The following is a 26,477-nucleotide window of genomic DNA, read 5'->3' as shown; positions in this document are numbered from 1 at the left end:
TGATTTGAAAAAAGCATTACTTTGTATCTTTGTTCTCCTGACCGTGATTTTTAGCTCTGTCATTACTACATATGCTTATGAGATCGAACCGCCCTATTATGTTCCCGAAGATAAAGGGGAGATCGCTGCTGTCGGAACGGATACGGAAGCGCCTTATCCCGCGACTTCTGTATCAACAGTACCGAAGATCGAGATCGTTACGGAAAACGGTAACGGAATCCGACTGCTCAAGGCGGACGGATATATCAACGCGACGATCAATATAACCGATACGGACGGTTCAGTGCTGAAGGATAATATTCTTTTCAAGGTGAGAGGAAACAGCACGGCGATCGATTCGATACAGAAAAAGGCGTTTACATTCAAGTTCGAGAAGAAGAAAGAAGTTCTCGGAATGGGGAAGGGCAAAAAGTGGGCGATGCTCGCCAATTGCTTTGACCCTACCTTGCTGCGTAATTATCTGGTGTTTGATCTTGCGAGGGTGATGGGGCTGCCTTACACTTCCGAACAGCGGTTTGCTGAATTGTGGCTCGACGGTGAATACAGAGGCTGTTACACCGTATATGAGCCTGTTCAGGAAGGTAAGGACAGGGTCGATATCGATATCGAGAGCAACGACGGTAAAAAGGATTTTCTGCTCGAATATGAAGCGAGCAGAACGGAAGCGGACGTGACCTATATCACAGCGGGCGGCTTGCGCTTTGCGTTGAAGGATCCCGAAGAGCCTGACAGCGAGCAGACAGCCTATGTCACTGGTATCATGACGGATATCGCAAACACGCTGAAATCAGGCGATGAGGAAGCGATCCGAGCTAAGATCGACGTTGATTCGTTCGCAAAGTTCTACCTGCTCAACGAATACGCCAAGACTGCCGACTTCGGATTAAGCTCCGTATTCTTTTTCTATAAGGACGGTATGCTGTACGCCGGACCGCCGTGGGACTATGATCTTGCGCTTGGCAATATTAACGGCGATCTGTCGTCTTCCACAAAAGCGACAAGCGTCACCGACGGGATCATGCAGAACAACAAAAACTTCTACCGCTGGCTGTGCGTTAAAGAATGGTTTCAAGCTGAGATCAAGCGGGTATATTATCAGTACTATCCGTATATCGAGAATATCTCGGCGGAAGGCGGCTTGCTCGATGCTCTCAGGGAGCAATATACCGATGTGTTTGCGAATAATTTCAAAAAATGGTCAGTAGGAAGATGGTGGCTCAATTATCAGAAGGTACCCTTTAAAACCTATGATGAGAATTTTAACTTTCTGAAAAGCTGGTGTCGTGAGAGAAATGAGTGGCTGACGGAATACTATGGTATTGTTCCGAATGCGCCGTTGCTCGGTGACGCGGATATGGATAGGGAAGTGACCGTCATTGACGTCACCTGTATCCAGCGGCGATTAGCAGGCGTACCGCTTTCTGTTGCAATCAATGAAGCCGTCTGTGATATAGACGGAAACGGCGTCATAGAAATTTCTGACGCGACATTTATCCAGCGTTATGTCGGGAGTATTCCTGTGTCCTATCCGATCGGCGCTCCGATAACCGAATAGAATGACATAAATTATAAGCTGTAGCAATCAAACGGTTGTTACAGCTTTTGTTAAACTGTAAGAGCGATCGAGCACGCGCAGTTGATGTATAATACTCATTTTGGCGTCTGATGTGATAAAGTTTGATGTGAATAAGATTATTTTCAATATTGCGAAAGGATCTTTCTATTTTATATAAAATAATCATCATATTTCCTATAATATAATTGTATTTTTAGTGAAAATATATTATAATAAACAAATAGAGTAAAATGTATGAAATGATCGGAGTGAACTCATGTCGACGACGAATGAATTATTTCAAAGCGGATATATGACTTCTGCCATCGAATGGATCGGAGAGCAGATCCCCGGCGGATTTTTCATCTACCGCGCCGACGCGGGTATGGAGCTGTTGTATGTCAACAGCGCTGTCGAGAAAATGTACGGCTGTGAATCAGAGGAAGAATTCAGACAGCTGACCGGATACACCTTTAAAGGTATGGTGCACCCTCAGGACTATGAGGTGGTCAATCATTCTATCGAGGAACAGACGCAAAGTAAGGATTCTCCTAACCGCGATCATGTAGAATACCGTATCATTCGTAAGGACGGCAGTATCCGCTGGGTAGATGACTACGGTCATTTTGCGCAGTTTCCGGGATACGGCGACGTTTTCTACGTCTTTATCAGCGATATTACGGAAAAGTATCTGGCGCAGGAGGAAAGCTACCGCAGAGCGGGCGTTTATACCTCTTTGGTAGAGCAGCTTCATACTGCCGCCGATACCAGCCTGACAGTCATTCGCTACAATGTGACGACAGGAGTGATCGAAGAGGTCGCCGGCAGCGATCCTTATGAAGTCGATCGAGTCGGCGAGAGTATTGAGGGCGCGAAAACCGTTCGGTTAAACAGTCTTTTGCTGGACGGTGACAGAGAAAGATTTGATGAAGCTTTTCAGATAGAGAGGCTGATGGATCGTTTTTATAAAGGCGCGCCGCCCGCTACCTTTGTCGCGTATTGCCGCAGACAGTCGGGTCGTCAGTGCTTTGTACGCTTTACCCGTTCTGTCGCGCATGATCCGACAAGCGGCGATCTGATCCTTTTTGGTATTGACAGCGAATATAACGACGAGAAGGTATCGGAAGTTCTCAATGAAAAGGTACTTGTCCAACAGTATGATATGGTCACCTATATCGTCGATAATAACTACAGCGTTGTGATCGGTGACGCGTCGAAGATTGGGAAGGGCAGTATTTTTCCGAATCGACACAGCGGTATTTATACTGATTATATCCACGATCAGGTACTGCCTGCCGCTTCGACAGGAGTCCATGATATACAGGAACTCGAGAGATCGCTCTCTCCCGAGATGATCGCGGAGAATCTTGAAAACAACGAATCGTATACGATCAACGTAACCTGTGAGATCGACGGAGAGACCTATTACAAGCGGTTCACCTACTATGTCATCGACAGAGAAACACGATTTTTCCTCCTGCTTAAATCCGACGTGACCGACGTTCTCAAGCAGGAACGCGAGCAGAATGAGATATTAGCGCTTGCGCTGAAAGAGGCGGAGCATGCCAATATCGCTAAAACCTCGTTCCTCTCCAGCATGAGCCATGAGATCCGCACGCCGATGAACGCGATCATCGGACTGAACAGTATCGCGCTCAAGGATAATACACTCAGCGAACAAACGCGCGGGTATCTGAAAAAGATCGGCGAGAGCGCGGGACATTTGCTGAATCTGATCAATGATATCCTTGATATGAGCCGTATCGAATCGGGTAGAATGACGCTTCATAAGGAAGAATTCAGCCTGACGGATATGCTCGAACAGATCAATACGATGATCCAATCGCAATGTGATGATAAAGGGTTGAACTTTGAGTGTCATATCAATGAAGAAGTCGACGACTGGTATTTCGGCGACGATACAAAGCTCAAGCAGGTCATCATCAACATTCTGAGCAACGCGATCAAGTTCACTGACGCGCCCGGAACGGTTTCCTATACGGTCGATAAGGTCGCGACATTCGAGCATCAGACGACGCTGAGATTTGTTATCCGCGACACGGGTATCGGTATGGACGAGCAATTTCTGCCGCGTATCTTTGACGCGTTCACGCAGGAGGACGCCAGCCGCAAGAACAAGTACGGAAGTACGGGGCTCGGTATGGCAATCACCAAAAGCATCGTAGAAATGATGAACGGCACGATAGATGTTCAGTCTAAGAAAGGTGAAGGTTCTGTCTTTACCGTTTCTGTTACGCTGAAAAATTGTGAGAACAATAAAGAAGATACCAAGGCGTTTGACTTTTCAACGATCAAAGCGCTGGTCGTCGATGATGACGAGATCGCTCTTGAGCATGCGTGTATCGTCCTTGAAGATATCGGCGTTTCGGCGGAAACAGCTTCTTCGGGAGATGACGCATTGCTGTCGATCGAGATCAGTCACGCGAAGCAAGAGCCGTATAATCTTGTACTGGTGGATTGGAAAATGCCTGAGCGCGGAGGCGTTGACGTAACGCGCGAGATACGCCGTCGCTATCGGGGCGAGACCAAGGTGATCGCGCTGACTGCTTATGACAGCGAGGACGTCATGGACGAGGCGATCTCGGCGGGAGTAGACAGCTTTATCTCAAAATCGGATTTTCCGTATGTGATACGCCGTGAGTTAGAACGTGTGATGAAAACACCTTCTAAAACGCCGCGCAATGATTTTGTGCTGGAAGGCTGTAAGATCCTGTTGGCGGAGGATATGCCGATCAACGCCGAGATCATGAAAGCGCTGTTGTCGATCAAGGGGATCGAAACAGAACACGCTGAAAACGGCAAATTGGCGCTTGATATGTTCTGCAACAGCGAGCCCAACTATTATGACGCGGTTTTGATGGACGTGCGCATGCCTGTGATGGACGGTTTGGAGACCGCCGCTGAGATACGCGCGCTGAATAGAGAGGACGCAAAGACCGTACCGATCATCGCGCTGACGGCAAACGCTTTCGACGAGGATGTTCAGCGCTCTTTGCAGGCGGGTATGAACGCGCATTTATCAAAGCCTGTCGAGCCTGAACAGCTATATAATACACTGGAAGACTTGATTAGCGCTAACCGCTGATTTGACGCAGGTTTCAAACGAAACGCTTCAACAGGCGCAACAGATCGTTTGGCTTTTTTTGAGCTGAGTGTGTGCTTTGAGCGCTGATCTTGTCGCATTGCTTTCAGATTTGGATATAGATGGAGTAGTTTATGGTACAAATTCAGGATAATCAACAGGGCGGCGAAACGCTGTCCAAGTATTTATCCCCGCTCGGCGTATGGGCGTTAGCCTTCGGCTGTGCGGTTGGTTGGGGCGCGTTTGTGATGCCCGGAACGACATTTCTGCCGATCGCCGGTCCTTGGGGCTCGGTGATCGGATTGATGATCGGCGCAGTCATCATGTTGATCATTGGTCTGAGTTATCGTTTCCTGATGCAGCGATATCCTGACGCGGGAGGTTCTTATACCTACGCGACAAAGGTTTTGGGAAGCGATCACGGATTTTTATGCGCCTGGATGCTGATGTTGACCTATGCGGCGATCATCTGGGCGAACAGCACCGCGTTGTCGTTGCTGGTGCGGTACTTATTCGGCGATATATTCTGCTTTGGATTCTCTTACCGTATCGCGGGATATACCGTATATATGGGCGAGGTCTTGCTGTCGGTAGCGATCCTTGCGCTTGCGAGTTTGATCTGCATAGCGGGCAAACGCTTTTCTGTTGTGATACAGATCATTGGCGCTGTATTGCTGTTCGGCTGTATCACCGCTTGCTTTATCGCTGTGACGATACACCGCGGAGGGCTGAGCCGGCTTGTGCCCGCGTTCTCCGCGCAGGGTGCGCCGACAGATCAGATCTTGACGATCGTTGTGCTCGCTCCGTGGGCGTTCATCGGATTTGAGTCGATTTCTCATTCCGCGGGAGAGTTCCGCTTTTCCGCAAAGAAATCTTTGCCGGTGATCATCATAGCGCTGTTCACGGGCGCTCTGGCATACGCGATGCTCACGCTTTGCGCTTCGATGTCGGTACCCGACGGATTCAGGAGCTGGACTGAGTATATCGGCGAGCTTTCAAGCTTCGAAGGGATACAGGGTTTGCCGACCTTCCATGCTGCTCAGGACGCGATGGGTCCCGTGGGAATCGTGACCCTCGGTATCGCGGCGTTTTGTGGTGTTTTGACGGGCTTGATCGGTAATATGATCGCGCTGAGCCGTCTGATTTATCGCATGTCGTCTGATAAAATGCTTCCGAAAGGGTTCGATAAGCTGAATCGGCGCGGCGTTCCCGCACGTGCCGTGCTGTGTATCGCGGCTGTTTCTGTTATCATACCCCTGCTGGGCAGAACCGCAATCGGCTGGATCGTGGACGTTACAACGATCGGCGCGACGATCGTATATGCTTATATCTCGATTTGCGCCTTTATGCTCGGCAAACGCGAGAAGAAGGTTTCGGCGATCATATACGGCGCGATAGGCGCGCTGATCTCGATGATATTTGCTGTGTTCTATTTGCTGCCGAATATCCGTTCACAGAGTGAGCTTGCCGCGGAATCGTATATGATCCTTATCTTGTGGAGCGTCATCGGCATGATCGTGTTCCGTTTCTTGATGAAGCGCGATACGACAAGACGGTTCGGCAAGAGCATGGTCGTCTGGATCATTCTGTTCTGCTTGATCTTGCTCGTATCCGTTTCGTGGATCAACCGAATTACCTTGGATACATCGAAAAACACAGCTGTTGAATTGAGGACGGTGCATACTGAGCTTGCGGGACAAGCGGGACTGGCTCCTGATAACGAAAGCGTGATGGAAACCAACCGATTTATCTCGGACAGTTTCATCGGCTTTGCTGATAACGTCAGACAGAATATCTTTATTTTCGCGGGCTTACTGCTCGGTTCTCTGGCACTGATTTTCAGTATCTTTACCATTATCAAAAAACGGGAACAGGTCATTGAAGCGGAACGCTTGATCGCTGAGGAAAACAGTAAGGCGAAGAGTACGTTCCTGTCCAATATGAGTCATGATATCCGAACGCCGATGAACGCGATCACGGGCTATACCGCGTTGGCGCTCAAGGAAGAGAACGTTCCTGAATCGGTACGCATTTATCTTGAGAAGATCGACGCATCGGGCAAGCATTTGCTGTCATTGATCAACGATATTCTCGATATGAGCCGTATCGAGAGCGGTAAAATGGAATTGGATCCCGCGCCTGCCGATCTGATCGAGGTGCTGGAAGAGACCTGTCATATCTTTGACTTGCAGATGGAATCCAAATCGCTGAACTTTACCGTCGATCACAGCGGGATCACGGACCGATATGTGATCTGTGATAAGAATCGTATCAACAGGATCCTGCTCAACCTGATCTCCAACGCCTATAAATTCACCCCCTCAGGCGGTACGGTCAGCGTTGTGATACATCAAATACTGTCTTATCACTCCGAAACGACTTTCGAGCTGATCGTCAGTGATACGGGTATCGGTATGAGCCCTGAGTTCGCGGAGCATATCTTTGACGCTTTTGAACGTGAACGCAGCCGTACTGTCAACAATATCCAAGGTACGGGACTTGGCATGGCCATCACGAAAAACTTTGTCGATATGATGGGCGGAAAGATCCTTGTACAGACAGAACAGGACAAGGGAACGACCTTCACGATCAGAATGACATTCCCGCTTGCGAGTGAGGAGGACGTCCGTCAACTGGTCGCTCCCGATGAAAAGGAAACGATCGATTTCAGCGGTATTCGAATCCTTCTTGCGGAGGATAATCCGATCAACAGCGAGATTGCTACGATGATATTGACGCAGGAAGGCTTTTTGGTAGAAACTGCCGAAAACGGCAAGATAGCCGTGGAAATGATCGAGGAACATGACGCAGGATACTTTGACGTGATCCTGATGGATATCCAGATGCCTGTCATGAATGGCTATGACGCTTCAAAGGCGATCAGAGCATTGCCGGACGAGCGGTCGCAGATCCCCATTATAGCGATCACGGCAAACACCTTTGAGGACGACAGGAGAGAGGCGCTTGAAGTTGGTATGAACGCGCACGTCGCAAAGCCGTTCAATCCCGAAGAGCTGATGGCGACTCTCGCGGAATGTATCAAGAAATAACCCAATGCAACGGAGAATACTATGAAAAAATTTATGACAACAGGCGAAATGAAACGCCGTGTGCTGGTCGTCGACGATGAAGTGATCAACCGTGAATTGCTCGGCGCGATGCTGTCGCAGACCTTTGATATCGCGTTTGCCTCAAACGGCAAGGAAGCGATGGAAGCGTTGACAGCTCCTGAAGCTGATTATTCGCTGATATTGCTCGATCTGCTGATGCCGATCATGAATGGCTTTGAAGTGATCGAACAATGTCAGAGCGACGAGCATCTCAGACAGATCCCGATTATCGTCATGACCTCTGAGAAGTCTGCCGAGGTGCGCAGTATCAGAATGGGCGCCGCTGATTTCATCACAAAGCCGTATGATATGCCTGAGGTCATTCTCGCGCGATGCGAGAGGATCATAGAGCTGAGCGAAGGAAAGAGCATTATCCGTTCGACAGAGCGTGATAAGGTATCGGGTTTGTATACGCGCGGATATTTCTTCGCTTATCTACAGCGGTTGATCACTCGTATCAACACCCCGATGGACGCGCTGGTGCTGAATATCGATCGTTTTCACTTAGTCAATGAGCTATTCGGCAGGGAAGAGGGAGATACAGTCCTCTCTAACTTTGGACAATTGATCGCGGAATTGCTCAATGATATCCACGGGATCGCCTGCCGCAGTGAAAGCGATACCTTCTTCATCTTCTGTGAACGGCAGGATTCTTATGATGATATGATAGAAAGTCTGCAGGAAAAGCTCTCTGACTTGACGAAAGCGCGTGCTTTGCGCCTGCGGGCGGGCATTTACTCCTGCGAAAATGAATCCGATCACCCTGAAGCGTGGTTCAGCAGAGCGAAAGCCGCATGCGACAGGATCAGAGGACAATACGGATCGTTGACCGCAAGATATAGCAATGAGTTATATGAGCGCACCGTATTTCATGAGCGTTTGATCGGTGACGTACAGGAAGCGATCGACCGGCATCACTTGGTCGTTTACTTTCAGCCGAAATACAGAATACAGGGTGACCGTCCGGTCTTAGGAAGCGCGGAAGCACTGATCCGCTGGATCCACCCCGAATTAGGCTTTATCAGCCCGGGGGAGTTCATTCCGCTGTTTGAGAACAATGGTTTGATCCGTAAGGTCGATCATTTTGTATGGCGCGAAGCCGCGGCTCAAGTCAAACGCTGGCGTGATCAGTACGGTATAACGATCCCTGTTTCCGTCAATGTTTCCCGCGTAGATATCTTTGATCCTGAGTTAGAGCAAAAACTATGCTATATCCTTGAGGAGTCAGCTCTTGAACCGGATGATATGATGCTGGAGATCACGGAATCCGCGTATTCCGACAGCGCCGACGGGTCGGTCGAGGTCGTGAATCGTTTGCGTGACAGAGGCTTTAAAATCGAAATGGACGATTTCGGATCGGGATATTCATCGCTGAATATGCTGACCGAGATCCCGTTCGACGTACTGAAGCTGGATATGCAGTTTATCCGACGAATGTTGCTTGATGATAAGAGCTTGCGGTTAGTCGAGTTGATAATGGATATCGCGCGATATCTTGAGATCCCTGTGATCGCCGAGGGCGTCGAGGAGATCGAACAGCTCAACAAGCTCAAAGAAATGGGCTGTGATATCGTGCAGGGTTATTATTTTTCACCGCCGCTGCCTGCGGATCGCTTCAGCGGTTTGATCGAAAAGGAATGTCAGAATAGGAGAGAGGAACATGATAACGATTGAAAAGCTGAATGATTTCGGCGCGAATACTTCAGAAGGACTATCCCGTTGCTACGGCAATGAAATGCTGTATCTGCGTTTGGTCGGTATGATCCCCGCAGAGGCGAATTTCGATAAATTGAAAGAGGCAATTGATAAGGGAGATTTGAATGCTGCCTTTGAGGCGGCTCACGCTCTCAAGGGCGTTTTAGGAAACTTATCCCTGACGCCTATGTATGAAAAATGCTCCGAGCTGACTGAATTTCTCCGCGCGCGGACTGATATGGATTATTCACAGCTATTGAGCGATTTATTAGAGCAGAAAGAGGTATTGAGCGCGTTATGCGCTGATTGATCGGAGGAAATGATATGTCATCTTCCAATAAATCAAGAGAGTCGTGGAAAACAGGACTGTCTCTTGTAGGAATCATCGTGATCGGTATCCTGCTGAATATTTTCGGAAGCAAGCTGAACGGAGCGTTAGGGTCGCCGCTGTTTATCGATAATATCGGTACTCTGCTCTCGGCGTTGCTGGGTGGTTATATTCCCTGTATCACGGTCGGTTTTTTTACGAATATCATCAACGGGCTTTCCGATTCCTTTACGATGTACTATTGCATCATCAGCGTGCTGATCGCGGTCGCGGCTGTTTCTTTCGCAGAGAATATGCGCCGTTTGAAGATTCGGTACATTTGCCTTGGTACGCTGACTTTCGCGTTCTTAGGCGGTGTGGTCGGCGGATTGCTGACATGGTTGATCAACGGTCTGAACTTCGGCGAAGGCTATGCGGTTGATATAGCGTCAAAGATCAATAGCGTGATCCCGATGGGGTATTTTCTCTCGAATCTTTTGTCCGCCTTCCTGATCGATCTGGTGGATAAGGCGATCACCGTTGTGATCGTTCTGATCATTTATAAACTGCTGCCACTGAGACTCCTTAACTTTGTACATACGCGCAGCTGGTATTATATCAAGGCATTCGAGAAACCGAGCCGGCATAATCGCAAGCGCGTTTCGTTGCGTATCAAAGTGACCTTGGTGGTCGCGCTGTCTATCACGCTTGTCGTCACGGCGGCGATCGGAGTCAGTATCTTACAGTACCACAACTCAACGGTCGCCGAATATGAGGAGGACGGCAGGTATGCTGCGCGCGTTATCTCGGAAAAGATAGACCCTGAGCGCGTTAATGACTTTATCTTGAAGGGTGAACAAGCCGAAGGGTACAGGGACGTTGAAGAATTGCTCAAAACGATCGCTGACTCTTCACCTGAGATCAAATACGTCTATGTGTATCGCGTAGAAAAGGACGGCACGCATGTTATCTTCGACGTTGATACACAGGATTTGGAAGCAGATGAATACGGAGAAGTCATTGAGTACGATGATTCTATCGAGAAGTATCGGGATAAGTTTTTAGCGGGAGAGGAGATCCCTACCGATATCACCGATGATGAGGACGGCTGGCTCTTGACGGTTTACGAACCTGTTAAGGACAATACGGGTAAGGTCCAATGCTATATCGGCATAGACATGGAGATGAACCGACTTCGTTCCGATGAATTCGCCTTCCTTGCGAAGATCATTTCCTTGTTCCTTGGATTCCTGATCTTGATACGTACCTATGCCATATGGATGGCGGAACGACATATCATCAAACCGATCAATTCGATCGCTCATGTTTCACGCCGTTCAGGTTATGATACACCTGAAGCGAGAGAACTGTGGATCACGATGCTGGATAATCTGAATATCCGCACGGGCGATGAGATCGAAACGCTCTATGAGGACTATAGGAGAGCGGCGCATAACACGGTTCGCTATATCGAGGAGATACAGCACAAGAGCGAACAGCTCACTAAATTACAAAACGGTTTGATCCTTGTATTGGCGGATATGGTAGAAAGCCGTGACCAATGCACGGGTGACCATGTATTCAAGACCGCCGCTTATACGGAGATCATCTTAAGACAGATGCAGATCGAGGGGATCTACGCCGATGAACTCAGCGAGGAATATATCGAAGAGGTCATCAACTCTGCACCGCTGCATGACGTAGGAAAGATCACCGTTTCCGACGTGATATTGAATAAGCCGGGCAGGTTGACCGACGAGGAATTCCGTATCATGCAGAGCCACACGACCGAAGGCGGCAAGATCATTGACAAAGCGATCGCGATCGTTGACGAGGATTCGGGTTATCTGAATGAGGCGAAGAACCTCGCACTCTATCATCATGAGAAGTGGAACGGAAAGGGTTATCCCACTGGACTCAAAGGAACGGAGATTCCGCTTTCAGCGAGAGTGATGGCGGTCGCCGACGTGTTTGACGCATTGGTGTCGCGACGCAGCTATAAAGAGCCGTTCACGATCGAAAAGGCGCTCGATATCATCAAAGAGGACGCGGGTACGCATTTCGACCCGCTTGTCGCAAAGGCGTTTCTTGATGCTGAAGAGGACGTCAGACGTATCGCAAAGCTCAATATGGAGCTATAATAAATCGGTGTTATCAAATTATACTTATGAATTTTGGTTAGTTTTACCATTGATTTTTTATGATAAACTCGCTAAAATGCGTGGTGTGAACCACAATATGCGATTGATAAGCTGAAAGAAGATTAGAGGTGGTTGAATGAAGAGATTTATTGAATGGATCAAATCGTTTATGTCTCCGAAAGCGGATAGGGAAACAAAAAGAGAGATCATTTCGCTGAATATCAATAATATATACTACGTTTCGTTAGTAGTAGGTATTGTTCAGACTGTTTCCCTGATCTTTTTCATAATTTTTAATACGAACAGCAGCGGCGACGGCTCCTTTGTCAATGTCGTTATCAGAGTCGGATTAAGTATCGTGCTCTGTGCCGTCGGCTTCCTTGTTGCCGGAAAACTGAAAAAAAGCACAGACGCTATTACAAAGCATACGACAGCGGTAAAAGTATTTATCGGCAGCTTTGTTGTTTTGCTGATCACGTGGAGTATGTTTGTATCGGTATCAAACTATGTTAATAATCAACAGCTCCTGACCTTTTATACGGTCGAACTGCTGGCTGTGATGTTTGTCAAATTGAATCCCGCCTTCTCGACAACGATCATCTTAGGATCGTATACGATCAATTATCTGATATTGACGTTAGGCTTTGGCGGCGGAAGAATCAATCTGTATAATTATTTGATGCTCGGCGTGTTATCGGTAGCGGGAGCATTGCTGAATTATCGCCTGACCGTTAATTATATCTCGGAGAAGAATAAAGCGAATATGCTGAATGAATCTTTGGAGATCATTGCGAATCACGACAGCATTACCCGCTTACAGAACCGCTACGCGCTTAATCAGCATGTACCCGATTATATCGGACAGGATATTTGCATAGCGATGGGGGATATCAACAGCTTCAAAGCGGTCAATGATACCTTTGGACACCGCGCGGGCGATGACGTTTTGAAAACATTTGCGGATATTTTGCTTGAGTTTTTTTCGAAAGAATGCGTTTACCGATACGGCGGAGATGAATTCCTGATCATTCAAAGCGATATCGAGCTTGAAGCGTTTTTGGATAAGCTCTCGTTAGTCAACAAGCGTTTTTCTGCAACTAAGGTCGAAGGCGTTACAACCGGCTTAGGCTGCAGCTTTGGCTGTGTCAGAACGTGTCCCGTGGATACGGCGGACTTGTTTGATCAGCTGACGAAGGCTGATAAGAAGCTGTATGAAGAAAAACAAAAAATCAATCAAAACAGAATTTGACTGCTATAAGAAAAGCACATTCGCCGAGGCGGATGTGCTTTGTTGTTTATACAAATATTAAAAATGATTTGATTGATATATCAGGGTTTTAATTCGGAATTGATGGTGCAGTTCTTGCCGTAATCCTTCGCGTGGTACAGATTGATATCCGCTTGGTGGATCAGCTTTCCGATATCATCGGTTCCGCCGTTTGGAGCGAGTACCAGACCGACGGAAACGGTAGTATTGAAGTTTTCTTTATCAAAGACAAACCGATGGGCGCATACATTATCTACGATTCGTTTGCAGACCATCTCTGCGTCGATGTCGGTATGGAATATGATCAAAAATTCGTCGCCGCCCCAACGGCATACGTCGCCGCTCCCGTTTAACGTATCAACGATAGCCTGTCCGATATCCTTTATCACGATATCTCCGCTCGGATGGCCGAAATTATCGTTGATGAATTTGAAATTATCGATATCAAGAACTGCTACGGCAGCGGGTTTGAGGTGGTATTGTTCGGGATTATCAATGACAGACTGGAGCCAAAAACGGTTGTAAAGCCCTGTCAGCGCGTCGTGATAACACAGGAACTCATACTTTCGGCGCGATTCTGTCAAAGCGCTTTTTGATGCTTCACGAATTTTTTCAAGCAATACCGCTACCGCTAAGAATGCGAGATACAGCAAAGGAAAACGCATTTTGAAAGTAGGCGAATAGGGATATTGAAGCAGACTTTGGCCGTATGGAATCCAGTAAAAGAAGGCGATGATCGCAAACATAACCAGTGAAGCCAACGTACCGTTTTTTACTCCGAACATTAAAAGTCCGAAGCAGGGGAGCATTGCTGTCCAAAGAACACTGAATCCGTCGGGAATACCTGAAACGATAAAATAGATGAATATGAGTATCATTTCTATGGAGAACAGAATAATACTGAGAACAGCAGCTTTTCCTTTTTGCCTGATCAATAGTAAATTGATCGCGCAGGCAATCGAGAAGGCGAGCGTCACCCATGTGAAGCTACCCTGATGGGTAAATATGTTTACGATCGACATCAGTAACGAGGTAAAACCCATCACAGCGAAAACACAAGCATTCTGGAAAAGCTTCCATTTCGTTTCGTCCGCTAAAAGCTCTTCCTTTTTCTGACGATAAAAGTCTTTTGAAAAAAATTTTCATATTACTCACTCTCACATAATAGCGCAACATGAATGATGAATGGTTTGTATTTTCCGCGCAGTAGAAGTGAGGATTGCGGATATCTATATTTTAACATAATTATACAGATATTAACATTGATATTATTCATAAAAAATAATGAGTCTTTTGTGCGTTTCGACGGATTGCCGTAATTGTATGATATGGTTTTATTTGACAATCAGCCATGAGGTTGATATAATTGCTATAATAGAAGATAATAAATCATGATTATTCAAGGAGTAAACTATGGCTGTTGTAAATCTGCAAGGATATAAAGTAGATAAAATCGATTTTGTGAATACTACGGAGAACGGGACAAAGATATCGCTGGGGAACAAGTTTTCCTATCAGGTACAGTATGCCACGAATCAGAATCTGGCAAAGGGTACTTTTGATATCGAAGTACACGACAAAGAGAATCCCGAGCGCTTTAAGATCCATGTGATCATCGTGGGAATCTTTGGCTATAATGCTAACGAGAAGAAGGAATTGATCCATACGGAAACCTTTAAGGCGCTGTTCCCGTACGCAAAGGCGCTTATTACTACCGTGACCGCCAACTGCGGTATCCAGCCCGTCATTATCCCAAATATCGATATCGACAATCAGGAGATCTATCGGATCGACGGAGCAAAACAATAATTTCTATTTGCAATAATAAAGAGGTATCTGAACAGATACCTCTTTATTATTGGAGCAGATGATGGGAATCGAACCCACACGGTCAGCTTGGAAGGCTGAAGTTCTACCACTAAACTACATCTGCATATTCATTTTACCTTGTAAGTATATCATACTTAATCGGTTTTGTCAAATAGATATATCACAGGAATGATAAAGGGATTCGAAGGCTTCCGTGCCGCGGGAAAACAGCCTTAATATTAATGCTTATCTTCAAAATGGATTACTAATGGCTCAGCGTGAAATAAATAATTAGCAAATTTCTAATCAAGAATTAAAAAACAGTATGATGAATATATAATACTCTATGGCTTTAATTGGCTAAATCGCTAAAGGAGAGTATATGATGAGCAATGAAAGATTAGTCGGTACCGTATCCCGCGGTATCCGTTGTCCTATTATCCGTACAGGTGACGATCTCGCGTCGATCGTGACCGACAGCGTATTGGCTGCCGCAGAGAGCGAGGGCTTTGAACTCAGAGACCGTGACGTTGTCTCGGTCACTGAGTCGATTGTCGCGCGTGCACAAGGTAATTACGCAACCATTCAGAATATCGCCGATGACGTGAAAGCAAAGCTCGGCGGCGGTACGGTCGGCGTTATCTTCCCGATTTTATCCCGTAACCGTTTTGCAATCTGCTTGCGCGGTATCGCGATGGGCTGCAAAAAGATTGTCCTCATGCTGTCTTATCCGTCCGACGAGGTCGGCAATGAGCTGGTATCGCTCGACAAGATCGACGAGGCTGGCGTGAATCCTTACAGCGACGTACTGACGCTCGAGCGTTATCGCGAGCTGTTCGGCGCAAACAAGCACGAATTCACCGGTGTAGACTATGTAGAATATTATGAGAACCTGATCAAAGAGAGCGGGGCAGAGGTAGAGATCATCTTGGCGAACCGTCCTAAGACGATCCTCGAATACACCGATACCGTCCTGACCTGCGATATCCATACCCGCAAGCGCACCAAGCGTATTCTCAAAGATGCAGGCGCGAGGATCGTTTTAGGTCTTGACGATATCATGAACGCTCCTGTTGACGGCTCGGGATATAACGAGAATTACGGTCTCTTAGGCTCTAATAAATCGACCGAGGACACCGTCAAGCTCTTCCCGCAGAACGCTCAGCCGCTTGTCGAGGACATTCAGAAGAAGGTCAAAGACGCCACAGGCAAGAATGTTGAGGTCATGGTTTACGGCGACGGCGCGTTCAAGGATCCTCAGGGTAAGATCTGGGAGCTTGCCGATCCTGTTGTTTCTCCCGCTCATACTGCGGGCTTGGTCGGTACGCCGAACGAGTTGAAGCTCAAGTATCTTGCTGATAATGATTTCAAGGATCTCAGCGGTGATGAGTTGAAAGCGGCAATCTCCGAGAGCATCAAGACCAAGGACGCGAACCTTGTCGGCAACATGGCTTCTCAGGGTACGACTCCGAGACAGCTTACCGATCTGATCGGCTCGCTGTGCGACCTGACCTCAGGCTCAGGTGATAAGGGTACTCCTGTCGTATTGGTTCAGGGCTACTTTGATAATTATACTAACGATTAATTATAATTGAAATAGGGGAGGGGCAAACGGTGATTTGCTCCTCCTGCTTTTTTGACTATCCTACATTAAGGATGGTCTATTTTTTTGTCAAATTTGTAATCGGTATTGACAAAGATGTCGGATTGTGTTACTGTAGTAATACAATAATACAGTTAGGAGGAATGAGATGGATTGGCGATTGGATAAGAAGCGGCCGATCTGTCCGCAGATCTGCGAGAAGCTGTGCGTATTGATCGCGTCAGGCGAGCTGAATGCGGGGGACAGGCTGATGTCTGTGCGCGACGTCGCGCTGAACGCGGGCGTTACGCCTAATACGGTGCAGAAATCGTTTGAACAGCTTGAATCACAGGGCGTGATCTACTCGAAGCGCGGTTCAGGCTGGTATGTCAGCGAGAACGTCGGCATTGCGAAAGAGGTATTGGACAGCCTGATTCGTTCTAAGACAGTCAATTACCTGAACGATATGCAGGCTCTCGGGTTGGATAAAAAAGAGATCATCGAAATCATAAAGGAGTTTCGCTATGGGTGAGATATTAAGATGTGATAACCTGTGCAAGGACTTCGGCGCGACCAGGGCGCTCGATCGGCTTTGTCTGAGCGTAGGGAGCGGCAAGATCATCGGCTTGCTCGGACCGAACGGCGCAGGTAAAACGACACTGATCAAGATCGTTAACGGACTGTTACAGCCTACTTTCGGCGAAGTTTTGATTGACGGTAAACGTCCGGGAGTCGAGACGAAACCGCTTGTCAGCTATCTTCCTGACGTCAATTATCTGAACAACTGGATGACCGTGGAGCAGATCGTATTTATGTTTGCGGATTTCTATGCAGACTTCCGTTCTGATCTGGCGTTCGATATGGTCAAGCGTTTGGGTATCAACAGAATGCAACGGTTAAAAAGCCTTTCTAAAGGCAACAAGGAGAAGGTGTGCCTGATCCTTGTCATGAGTCGTAACGCAAAGCTGTATATCCTTGATGAACCGATCGCGGGGGTTGATCCCGCTACGCGCGACTATATCATTTCTACCATCATCAACAATTATAATCCCGAGGCTTCGGTGTTGATCTCAACGCATCTGATCTCTGATATCGAGTCGATTTTAGATGAAGTAATCTTTATCCAGAACGGTAGAGTCGTGTTGCAGGATACGGTCGATCATATCCGAGAGCAGAATCACATGAGCGTTGACGACTTATTCAGGGAGGTGTTCAAATGGTAAGAAAGTTGATCAAATATGACTTTCAGTCGTATTTCAGACTGCTGTTTCCCGTACAACTGATCATCATAGGCTTTGCGCTGATCAATCGTTTGGTACAGTTCTTTGAGCCTGCCTCTGACGCCGCGGAAGCTGCTTCGACTGTCTATAATTCTGTGTTTGTATCGACCTTGGTGCTGTATATCCTGTCTATCTTCGTATGCTTAGTTATGACGGTGATCGTCGGTATCATACGTTTTTATCAGGGCATGTATACGAATGAGGGATACCTCAATCACACGCTGCCCGTCACACCGACGCAGCATATTTTCGCAAAGCTGTTGACTTCGATCATCTTCTGCTTAGGCGCTGATTTAGCGATCTTTTTGTCATTTATCGTCATCACGGCGGGCGAGGTCAACATCGAAGTATTCAAGGCGTTCACCTACCTTGCCGGTCGTTACTTTGCGAATGCGGGCTTTAACGGCGCTTTGTACGTATTGGAGTTTATTTTGTTCGGTATCGTCAGCGTAGTATTTCTCTTTTTGAAGCTGTACTTCTGTATCTCTGTGGGACAGCTCGTCAAGCGCAAGAAGATATTACTGGCGTTCGGCGTATTCTTCGGGATTTATGTTGCGAAGCAGATCATCGGTACGGTATTTGCGATCTTTGTGGCGTTGAATCTTGATTTCATGAATCAGATCGGGGATTGGATCAATTCAAGCCCAAATGTTGCTTTTCATATTTTCTTCTGCGGCGCGATCATATTCTACGGTTTGTTTGCGCTGATCTATTTCCTGATCACCAAGCACATCATGAGCAAAAAGCTCAATCTGACATAAGGGGGGAGAGAAGATGAAAAAGACTTTCAGGATTATCGCTTTAGTATTAGCGGTCGCGGTCGTCGCGTTCTCTCTCTGCTCCTGCCGCGCGCTGGACGAAGCGAAGGAGAATCGGGGAATATACTCCGACGATCATCTATCTATCGAATTCAAAGGTGAAACATATCGCTTTTTCGATCCAAAGGACTATTCGATCATCAGCGACGCCTATATGGGTTGGAATCAATATCACGCTACAGATAAGGAATTACCACTGCTGCTTGCGAGCTGGTACGGCGATACGATGTCACTCAACAGGGAGAAGACTGTGATTGAGACCTCTATACCGATCAGCACCATTATGAAGGAGATCTCCAATGAAGCCGTGTACAACGCTGTCGACCACCAAGTAGTCGGCGCAATGTATGGCAATAATAACGCCACCTATGTCCGAGAGGATCTGTACGAGGATACCAAGGCGGCGGCTGAAGCGGATAAGCTGGAGTGCTATTGTATTGAGTATTATGAAAACTCAAACTTTGACTATGACTTTGGTATGAGTTGGTCGAATTGGAAAGAATCTACCGAAGCGTATTCAGACTCCTATCATATCGTTTTACTGGAAGATGCTGTGACAAAGATAGTCGATAGCGCGTTGAAAACGCCGTCTAAGGATAAGATCAGCTATAAAGAGCTTGGCGAAAATCAGACGGATATTTCTTTTCAGGCGTGTGATAAAAATTTGATACTACATGATTGGGATGCAAATTATTACTTTGTACAGGATCAGGGCAAGTATTATTTTTGGGACGGTAAAACAAAAGATGAAAAGTGTATGGTTCCGCTGAATCAAGATGACAGCGAGATCATAGACGATTTGTTTGACCGATATCCTTATGCCGTAGACGGCGCGCAGGTAGGCTGGAGCTTTTAATACAAAATAACAGATCCCGCATTGAGCTTTTATACTCAGTGCGGGATCGTTCTTTATTTGTTGCCTTTCGGCTTGACCTTGGATAGGGGATTGCTCTTTGCGGCGGCTTCGATCTGGCGGGAGTCGAGGTGGGTGTAGATCTCGGTCGTGCTAAGACTCTCGTGACCGAGTACGTCCTTTAGGACGCGGATATCGACGTTGCCGTGCTGATACATCAGGGTCGCCGCGGTATGGCGGAGCTTGTGGACGGAATAGCCCTGTGAATCCAGACCGATCTTCTCAAGGTATTTGTAGACCATCTTCTGCACAGATTCGCGCGAGATGCGCCTGTGCTGAGCGGAGAGAAAGAGAGCATACTTGTCCTCGGCACGAACGCCGTCGACCGGTCTGACCTTCATATACGCTTCAAAAGCGGACATACATGCATCGTTGAGGTAAATAATGCGCTTTTTACTGCCTTTACCAATGATCTGAGCCGTGTGGTCGGGTTTGATATCGTTGTAATTCATCGCGACTAATTCCGCTAAGCGCATACCGCAGTTCAGGAAAAAGGTGAGGATACAGTAATCGCGTTCCTTGTATTTGCCGTCGACAGCATTCAATAGTTCAATGCTTTGTTCGAGAGTGAGGTATTTGGGTAGGGGATTCTTCTCTCGAGCGTTCGGGCGCTCGAGATCCTTGAGCGGATCAACAGCCAGCAAGTGCTTCTTATTAGTCAGATAGCTGTAGAAAGACTTGACGCTGGTGGTCTTGCGGGCGCGGGCGGCTTTGTTGTTGCGGCGGACGCGCATGAGATAGTTCATGAATTCATAGCCGTCGGTGAGGGTGACGGACGACACAAGCGCGAGATCGACGTCATCGACCTTGATATCCTGATAGGGGGTATCAGGAGGGACGATGTGCTTTTGGACTTTGATAAATCTGAAAAAGGTGCGCAGATCATTAAAGTATTCGTCGACCGTAGACGGAGAACGACCTTTCACTGTTTGAAGATAATACAAAAAGTCTTTGATCAAATCAGAGGCTTCGATAACAAAATTACTTTTACTCATATTGGTCACATCAATTAATTAATAGAATAGAAATGAATACATGGAAATGAAAGCGGAAAACAAGTTATGAAAATTATTATACACGATAATAGGGGGCTGTAATTTCTTTTACAGAAGATTAAACAAAATTAATATTTTATGTAATTTAGGGGAGGGCATAAACCCGATAATATGGGATTATGGCGTTTTCATGGCTTTTGTACCGTAATTCTGAGAATTTGCTTAAAATCAGCGTTTCTGTTATCAAATAGATTTTTTCTGAATGAGTATACGTTCATTCAGAAAAAACTGAGACGATAATTTGAATGTTGCATTTCTAATTTTGTCTGCGTTTGATTCATTAATGAATTATTCTGTCTGATTGATTCTAAATATTCTAATATAATGATTTGAACGACATAATTGTTTCAATCAATAAAAAGATTTTGATTGATATGATTGTTGTATATATATATAAGTATATTCAGATTAAAAATTTAAGAGTTTTGGTATCTGTAGTTTTGCCGTTCTTTTGGAGTAAATGTATTATTATGAGTAATTCGGTGTTAAATCTTTATTGGATTTTTTGCGTGATCGGGGAGATTTCTGCGGCTTTTCCCTTTCGATAATTTATACGTGTTACTTCCCTATTGTTAAATATTTAACAAAATATAATGCCGCCAATATCTGTTAAGTGATCATCGTTCAGACTGACTATTTGTGTATCCTGTTCATTACAGAATCTTTTGATGCTATTATAATCGGGATGTTCCTTGATATTTCCGCAAAAATACAGAGTTTTTCTATCTTTATCATAGCCTGACGCGCCGCCGATGAAGCCTGTATCCGCTCCGTCAAGGCGGATACTCCCCTTCCCTATCGACAGTACATCGATCGGATTATCTTCTAACGAACGGATGATACCGTTATCAGCGGTGATGATCGCGTGATCCGATACGACGGCACAGGAGCATTTTGCGTAGCCTTGCTTGACGTTGATCAGCCCATAGCCGTGTTTTTGGCAGTATTCTTTCACCTTTTCGTCCAGTGAACGTATACGGCATATGAGCTTATTTTTGAGCTGTAAAGCGTTTAAGCATACGTTATCGGGATATCTACCGCTGAAATGTTTACCGCAGATGACGACATGATAGCTGTCGGATAATGCTTTGATCAGCCCTTTGCACTCTGATAAAACAAACGCGGTATCGTCGAGTATCAGACATTGCAGATCGGCGTGGTCGCGCTCATACGGCATATCGCAGGATATGATATCGGTAGGTATGATTTGATATCCGAGCGCTTTCAGCGCTTCTGCGTATTGCGGATGTCTGACGGACAGGATCGCTTTATTCACAGATCGCCTCAAACGCCTGTCGTACATTTTTGACGGGGATGATCTCAACGTCGTCTATTGCGGAGATATCTTTCATATTATGCGACGGCACGATGATTTTGGTAAAGCCTAAGCGCACCGCTTCACTGACGCGCTGCTGAACATGACTGACGGAGCGTATCTCTCCCGCCAGACCGATCTCACCGAAGGCAATCGCGTTCTCGTTGATCGGAACGTCCTTTAGCGAGGAGATCAGCGCGATAGCGACCGCGAGATCGACTGCTGTTTCATCAAGCCTGAGACCGCCGACGACATTGACATAGGCGTCTGTGTTATTAAAAAAGTACCCCGCGCGTTTTTCAAGCACCGCGATGATCATATTCATGCGGTTGTAATCAAAGCCCGTACACATTCTGCGCGGATTGCCGAAGCCTGTAGACGCGGCTAACGCCTGAATCTCAGCTAAAATGGGACGCGTACCCTCCATAGCGCACGCGATACAGGTGCCGCTGACGTTCTTTGGTCTGCCTGAAATCAGCATCAGCGAGGGATTCTCGACCTCTCTGAGCCCTTCGTCCGTCATTTCAAACACACCGATCTCGTTGGTGGAGCCGTAACGGTTCTTGACCGCTCTGAGGATTCTGTAAGACATCTGCCTGTCGCCCTCAAAGTGGAGTACCGCGTCGACGACGTGCTCGAGCACCTTGGGACCCGCGATAGAGCCTTCTTTGTTGACGTGACCGACGATGATCATCGGGATATCCATGCTCTTTGCCGTGCGCATGAAGAAGTTGGTGGATTCACGTACCTGCGTCACAGAACCGGGAGATGAATTCAGCTCGGAGAGCGACATCGTCTGGATCGAGTCGATCATCACAAGATCGGGCTTGTCCTGACGAATGGTTTCGCAGACGAGCTCGACGTCTGTCTGCGTCAGGATATACAGGTTGTCCGAATTCACGCCGAGGCGATCGGCGCGGAGCTTGAGCTGGCGTTTGCTTTCCTCGCCCGATACATAGAGAATCTTCAGGTTTCTGCCTAAGTGCTCGCAGATCTGCAGTAAAATGGTAGATTTACCGATACCGGGATCGCCGCCGAGGAGAATCAGGCTGCCTTTGACGATACCGCCGCCCATTACGCGGTCGAGTTCCTTGGAACCCGTTTGGTAGCGCACTTCATCGCTTGTGCTGATCTCATTGATGTGCACGGGCGGCATGTAGGCTGTCGCGTGAGAACGAGCCGCCGCGGCAGGCTTGGAGGTGTCCTTGATTTCTTCATTCATGGTGTTCCATTCGCCGCAGGACGGGCACTTACCGTACCATTTGGGGCTTTCGTAGCCGCATTCCGAGCAGATATATACGCTTTTGATCTTAGCCATAATTCTTATTCCTTTACATTCTAATTCGTTATTGGTCGATGTATTCGAGCACACCCATTGCAATCGAGTATGCCATTTCACTTTGATAGCCGCTGTCGAGCAGCTTTGCGCGTTCTTCATCATTGGATAAAAAGCCGCACTCTACGATCACGGCGGGGACAGTCGCGTTATCTAACAGATAGATATCAGAATTCGCGGGCTTCAACTCACGTGTGTTATCATTCTGGAGCAATGATACGACAGAGTTTCTAATCGATTCCGCAAGGACACGGCTCTTATCATTGTTAGATGAATAAAACACCTGTGCCCCACTGTAGGCGTTGTTGTCGAATTTGTTCTGATGAATGCTGACAAGGATATTGTTTTCAGATCCGTTCACGATCTCGACACGGTGTTTTAAATCCGATACCTTCTTCTCTCTCAGCGATTGCGCGCTGTCATCATATACAGAGATATCTTCGTCACGTATCTCTGTTACGCGTACACCACACAGGCGCAGCGTATCGGCGAGTTTATCTGCGATACTCAGGTTGATATCCTTTTCCAAAATACCGTTGACTTCCGCTCCGCCGTCCTCGCCGCCGTGTCCCGCGTCGATAATGACGGTGATACGGTCGTCGTCGATATCCGCAGAAGTATGTGCGGTAATATTGGAAAAAGCCGAGAACATCACGATACAAAAGGAAATCAAGAGTACCGCGAGAATAATCAGATAGATCGTTTTTACTTTCATATCATCACCGATTCATGTATATGAAAGCTACACTGTTTATTATACTTTTATTTCGGATATAGTCAATAAGAGGATTATTTGAATCGAAATATTCAGCCTTTTTCATACCGCTTTTTCAGCTTTCCAAGCGCCTTTTTCTCGATACGAGAGATATAAGAGCGAGAGATATTCAGCTTCTTTGCCAATTCGCGCTGGGTCTGCACTTTAACGCCGCCGATTCCGTAACGGTTGATGATGATCTCTTTCTCGCGTGGTGAGAGTGTTTCATTGATATAATCATTCATTACCGCCAAATGGATTTTAGTGTCAACGTCCTCCGCAACGTCCATATCGGAAGCGATAATGTCCATCAAGGTCAGAGGATTGCCGTCTTTATCGGTATCGATGGTGTCGTTGAGAGAAACGTCCTGCGAGGATTTGCGGTTATTGCGAAAGTGCATGAGGATCTCATTCTCGATACAGCGGGACGCGTAGCTAGACAGCTTGATATTTTTGTTGATGTCAAAGGTATTGATCGCCTTAATCAGACCGATCGTACCGATCGACACAAGATCGTCCTGACTGCTGTCGTTCTGATAATACTTTTTGATGATATGCGCGACTAAGCGCAGATTGTGCTCGACAAGGATATTGCGGGCGTTTTTGTCGCCCTTTGCGGCAAGCTCCAGATAATGTTGTTCCTCCGCCTTTTTCAAGGGCTTCGGAAAGCTCTCGCTGTGAGCGATATGCAGGACGAACAGGAAAATGTACTGACTGATATAGGATAAAAATGCAAACAAAAAAACCACCTCATGAAATTGTATTCACAAGATGGTTGTGTTTTGCTTGTCTGTTTAAAATGTCATTGCGAGATCGGTAAAAGAACCACGGTGATCTCAAATGAATTATTCAGCGTTGCCGAAATCCTGTAAGGATAAGCCTTTGTTATGCTCAAGCGCCCAGTCGATGCTCCATTCGGAACGGAACAGCAACAGCTTGTTATCGCGAAAATCAGCGACGACCTTGGTGTCGGAAGCAAGATCAAGCGACTTGTAATCCGTTACATCGGAAGTGATCCAGCGGATAAACTGATACGGTGTGCTCTCCATGATGATCTCGACATTGTATTCGTTTTCAAGACGGTATTTCAGTACGTCAAACTGCAGTACGCCGACAACGCCGACGATGACCTCTTCCATACCTGATTCAGGCTCATGGAAGATCTGGATGGCGCCTTCCTGCGCAATTTGGTTCATACCTTTGACAAACTGCTTGCGCTTCATGGTATCCTTTTGGCGTACCAAAGCGAAATGCTCGGGCGCAAAGGTAGGGATACCCTTAAACTGGAACTTTTGCCCCGGGGTGACGATGGTGTCGCCGATGGAGAACATACCGGGATCGAATACGCCGATGATGTCGCCCGCGTAGGCTTCTTCGACGATCTCGCGCTCCTGAGCCATGATCTGCTGGGGCTGAGAGAGCTTCATCTTTCTGTCGCCCTGCACATGATAAACTTCCATATTCTTATCGAATCTGCCGGAGCAAATACGCATGAAAGCGACTCTGTCACGGTGCGCCTTGTTCATGTTCGCCTGGATCTTAAAGACGAAGGCTGAGAAGAAATCGGAGTCGGGAGCGATCAGCTCGTCGCCTGCTTCACGCGGTAAAGGACCTGTCGTGAGCTGTAAGAATTCCTGTAAGAAAGGCTCTACGCCGAAATTGGTCAATGCCGAACCGAAGAAAACGGGCGTCAGCTGACCCTTGCGAACCATGTCAATATCGAATTCATTGCCCGCGCCGTCGAGAAGGTCGATATCATCAAAGAGCGTATCCTTCTGTCCGTAAAAGAGCTTGGATTCGAGATCGGGATCATCTAAGGAGATCTCTTCCTGCTCGACCTCGCGCTGACCGTTATTGGCGGTATAGGACAGGATCTTGCCCTTCTTGCGGTCGTATACGCCTTTGAATTCCTTACCTGAGCCGATCGGCCAGTTCATCGGACAGGTATTGATGCCGAGGACATTCTCGATATCCTCGAGCAGATCGAAGGGATTCTGCGCGTCACGATCCATCTTATTGATGAAGGTGATGATCGGAATATGGCGCATGACGCAGACCTTGAAGAGCTTCTTGGTCTGGTTCTCAACGCCCTTGGACGCGTCAATGACCATGACGGCGCTGTCAGCAGCCATCAAGGTGCGATAGGTATCCTCTGAGAAATCCTGGTGTCCGGGCGTATCAAGAATATTGATACAGTAGCCGTCGTATTTGAACTGTAAAACAGAAGAAGTGACGGAAATACCTCTCTGTTTCTCGATCTCCATCCAGTCGGAAACCGCATGCTTTGCGGTCTTTTTGCCCTTAACGGAACCCGCTAAATTGATCGCGCCGCCGTATAACAGGAGCTTTTCTGTCAAGGTCGTTTTACCGGCGTCAGGATGGGAGATAATAGCAAAGGTACGCCGCTTGTTGATTTGTTCGGTCAAAGTGCTCAATG

Annotated in this window: 20 protein-coding genes and 1 tRNA gene; 13 read left to right on the top strand and 8 right to left on the bottom strand. The window is 47.1% G+C overall.

What is annotated here, in order from left to right; genetic code table 11:
• Positions 1-4: 4 nt before the first annotated feature.
• From KQI83_RS00265 to KQI83_RS00235, 7 genes are all read left to right on the top strand, one after another.
• A complete protein-coding gene (locus KQI83_RS00265) occupies positions 5-1,555 on the top strand; it encodes a CotH kinase family protein (protein WP_216553867.1) in 1,551 nt (516 codons plus the stop codon).
• Between the two features lie 277 nt (positions 1,556-1,832).
• Complete coding sequence (locus KQI83_RS00260) at positions 1,833-4,661, top strand: response regulator (RefSeq protein WP_216553866.1); 2,829 nt, start codon at positions 1,833-1,835, stop codon at positions 4,659-4,661.
• A 131-nt stretch (positions 4,662-4,792) separates the two neighbouring features.
• Positions 4,793-7,708 (top strand): amino acid permease, encoded by a 2,916-nt coding sequence (locus KQI83_RS00255; protein ID WP_216553865.1) that lies wholly within the window; start codon positions 4,793-4,795, stop codon positions 7,706-7,708.
• Between the two features lie 21 nt (positions 7,709-7,729).
• Positions 7,730-9,442 carry a two-component system response regulator gene (locus KQI83_RS00250; protein WP_216553864.1) on the top strand — a complete coding sequence of 571 codons (1,713 nt, stop codon included), beginning with the start codon at positions 7,730-7,732 and terminating at the stop codon, positions 9,440-9,442.
• Positions 9,429-9,773, top strand: a complete 345-nt coding sequence (locus tag KQI83_RS00245; protein WP_216553863.1) for an Hpt domain-containing protein — start codon at positions 9,429-9,431, stop codon at positions 9,771-9,773. The genes KQI83_RS00250 and KQI83_RS00245 overlap by 14 nt, the downstream gene beginning before the upstream one ends.
• Before the next feature lie 14 nt (positions 9,774-9,787).
• Positions 9,788-11,911: an HD-GYP domain-containing protein gene (locus KQI83_RS00240; RefSeq protein WP_216553862.1), complete on the top strand. Its 2,124-nt coding sequence runs from the start codon at positions 9,788-9,790 to the stop codon at positions 11,909-11,911.
• A 136-nt stretch (positions 11,912-12,047) separates the two neighbouring features.
• Entirely contained in the window at positions 12,048-13,160 is a 1,113-nt protein-coding gene (locus KQI83_RS00235) for a GGDEF domain-containing protein (RefSeq protein WP_216553861.1), read from the top strand.
• An 80-nt stretch (positions 13,161-13,240) separates the two neighbouring features.
• On the opposite strand, the gene KQI83_RS00230 is transcribed toward KQI83_RS00235, so the two are convergent.
• Positions 13,241-14,221 carry a GGDEF domain-containing protein gene (locus KQI83_RS00230; RefSeq protein WP_253295442.1) on the bottom strand — a complete coding sequence of 327 codons (981 nt, stop codon included), beginning with the start codon at positions 14,219-14,221 and terminating at the stop codon, positions 13,241-13,243.
• Positions 14,222-14,591: 370 nt separating this feature from the next.
• Between KQI83_RS00230 and KQI83_RS00225 the strand changes: the two genes are divergently transcribed.
• A complete protein-coding gene (locus tag KQI83_RS00225) occupies positions 14,592-14,987 on the top strand; it encodes a protein-export chaperone SecB (protein WP_216553859.1) in 396 nt (131 codons plus the stop codon).
• A 50-nt stretch (positions 14,988-15,037) separates the two neighbouring features.
• Here the strand turns inward: KQI83_RS00225 and KQI83_RS00220 are convergent.
• Positions 15,038-15,111 (bottom strand) — tRNA-Gly (locus KQI83_RS00220).
• Between the two features lie 261 nt (positions 15,112-15,372).
• On the opposite strand from KQI83_RS00220, the gene KQI83_RS00215 reads away from it, so the two are divergent.
• From KQI83_RS00215 to KQI83_RS00195, 5 genes are all read left to right on the top strand, one after another.
• Entirely contained in the window at positions 15,373-16,572 is a 1,200-nt protein-coding gene (locus KQI83_RS00215) for a coenzyme F420-0:L-glutamate ligase (protein WP_216553858.1), read from the top strand.
• Between the two features lie 166 nt (positions 16,573-16,738).
• Positions 16,739-17,101, top strand: a complete 363-nt coding sequence (locus KQI83_RS00210; protein WP_216553857.1) for a GntR family transcriptional regulator — start codon at positions 16,739-16,741, stop codon at positions 17,099-17,101.
• A complete protein-coding gene (locus tag KQI83_RS00205; RefSeq protein ID WP_216553856.1) occupies positions 17,094-17,792 on the top strand; it encodes an ABC transporter ATP-binding protein in 699 nt (232 codons plus the stop codon). The genes KQI83_RS00210 and KQI83_RS00205 overlap by 8 nt, the downstream gene beginning before the upstream one ends.
• Positions 17,786-18,610: a hypothetical protein gene (locus KQI83_RS00200; RefSeq protein ID WP_216553855.1), complete on the top strand. Its 825-nt coding sequence runs from the start codon at positions 17,786-17,788 to the stop codon at positions 18,608-18,610. Before KQI83_RS00205 ends, KQI83_RS00200 begins: the two co-directional genes overlap by 7 nt.
• Positions 18,611-18,917: 307 nt before the next feature.
• Positions 18,918-19,523, top strand: a complete 606-nt coding sequence (locus tag KQI83_RS00195) for a hypothetical protein (protein WP_216553854.1) — start codon at positions 18,918-18,920, stop codon at positions 19,521-19,523.
• A gap of 53 nt (positions 19,524-19,576) precedes the next feature.
• Here the strand turns inward: KQI83_RS00195 and KQI83_RS00190 are convergent, their stop codons facing one another.
• The 6 genes from KQI83_RS00190 to KQI83_RS00165 form a co-directional block, all read right to left on the bottom strand.
• Positions 19,577-20,575, bottom strand: coding sequence for a tyrosine-type recombinase/integrase (locus KQI83_RS00190; protein ID WP_216553853.1), 999 nt, complete (start codon positions 20,573-20,575; stop codon positions 19,577-19,579).
• 640 nt (positions 20,576-21,215) lie between these two features.
• On the bottom strand, positions 21,216-21,911 hold the full coding sequence (locus KQI83_RS00185; RefSeq protein ID WP_216553852.1) for a DUF6873 family GME fold protein: 696 nt from the start codon (positions 21,909-21,911) through the stop codon (positions 21,216-21,218).
• Complete coding sequence (gene radA / locus KQI83_RS00180) at positions 21,904-23,268, bottom strand: DNA repair protein RadA (RefSeq protein ID WP_216553851.1); 1,365 nt, start codon at positions 23,266-23,268, stop codon at positions 21,904-21,906. The genes KQI83_RS00185 and radA overlap by 8 nt, the downstream gene beginning before the upstream one ends.
• A 28-nt stretch (positions 23,269-23,296) precedes the next feature.
• Positions 23,297-24,001 (bottom strand): N-acetylmuramoyl-L-alanine amidase, encoded by a 705-nt coding sequence (locus KQI83_RS00175; RefSeq protein ID WP_216553850.1) that lies wholly within the window; start codon positions 23,999-24,001, stop codon positions 23,297-23,299.
• Between the two features lie 92 nt (positions 24,002-24,093).
• Complete coding sequence (gene sigK / locus KQI83_RS00170) at positions 24,094-24,780, bottom strand: RNA polymerase sporulation sigma factor SigK (protein WP_216553849.1); 687 nt, start codon at positions 24,778-24,780, stop codon at positions 24,094-24,096.
• 105 nt (positions 24,781-24,885) lie between these two features.
• Positions 24,886-26,475, bottom strand: coding sequence for a peptide chain release factor 3 (locus KQI83_RS00165; protein ID WP_216553848.1), 1,590 nt, complete (start codon positions 26,473-26,475; stop codon positions 24,886-24,888).
• Positions 26,476-26,477: the final 2 nt, after the last annotated feature.

Source organism: Roseburia sp. MSJ-14 (genome assembly GCF_018918225.1).
Taxonomy (GTDB): Bacteria; Bacillota; Clostridia; order Lachnospirales; family Lachnospiraceae; genus Petralouisia.
The sequence above is the reverse complement of the archived record's forward strand: the minus strand, read 5'-3'. Positions and strand labels throughout refer to the sequence as shown.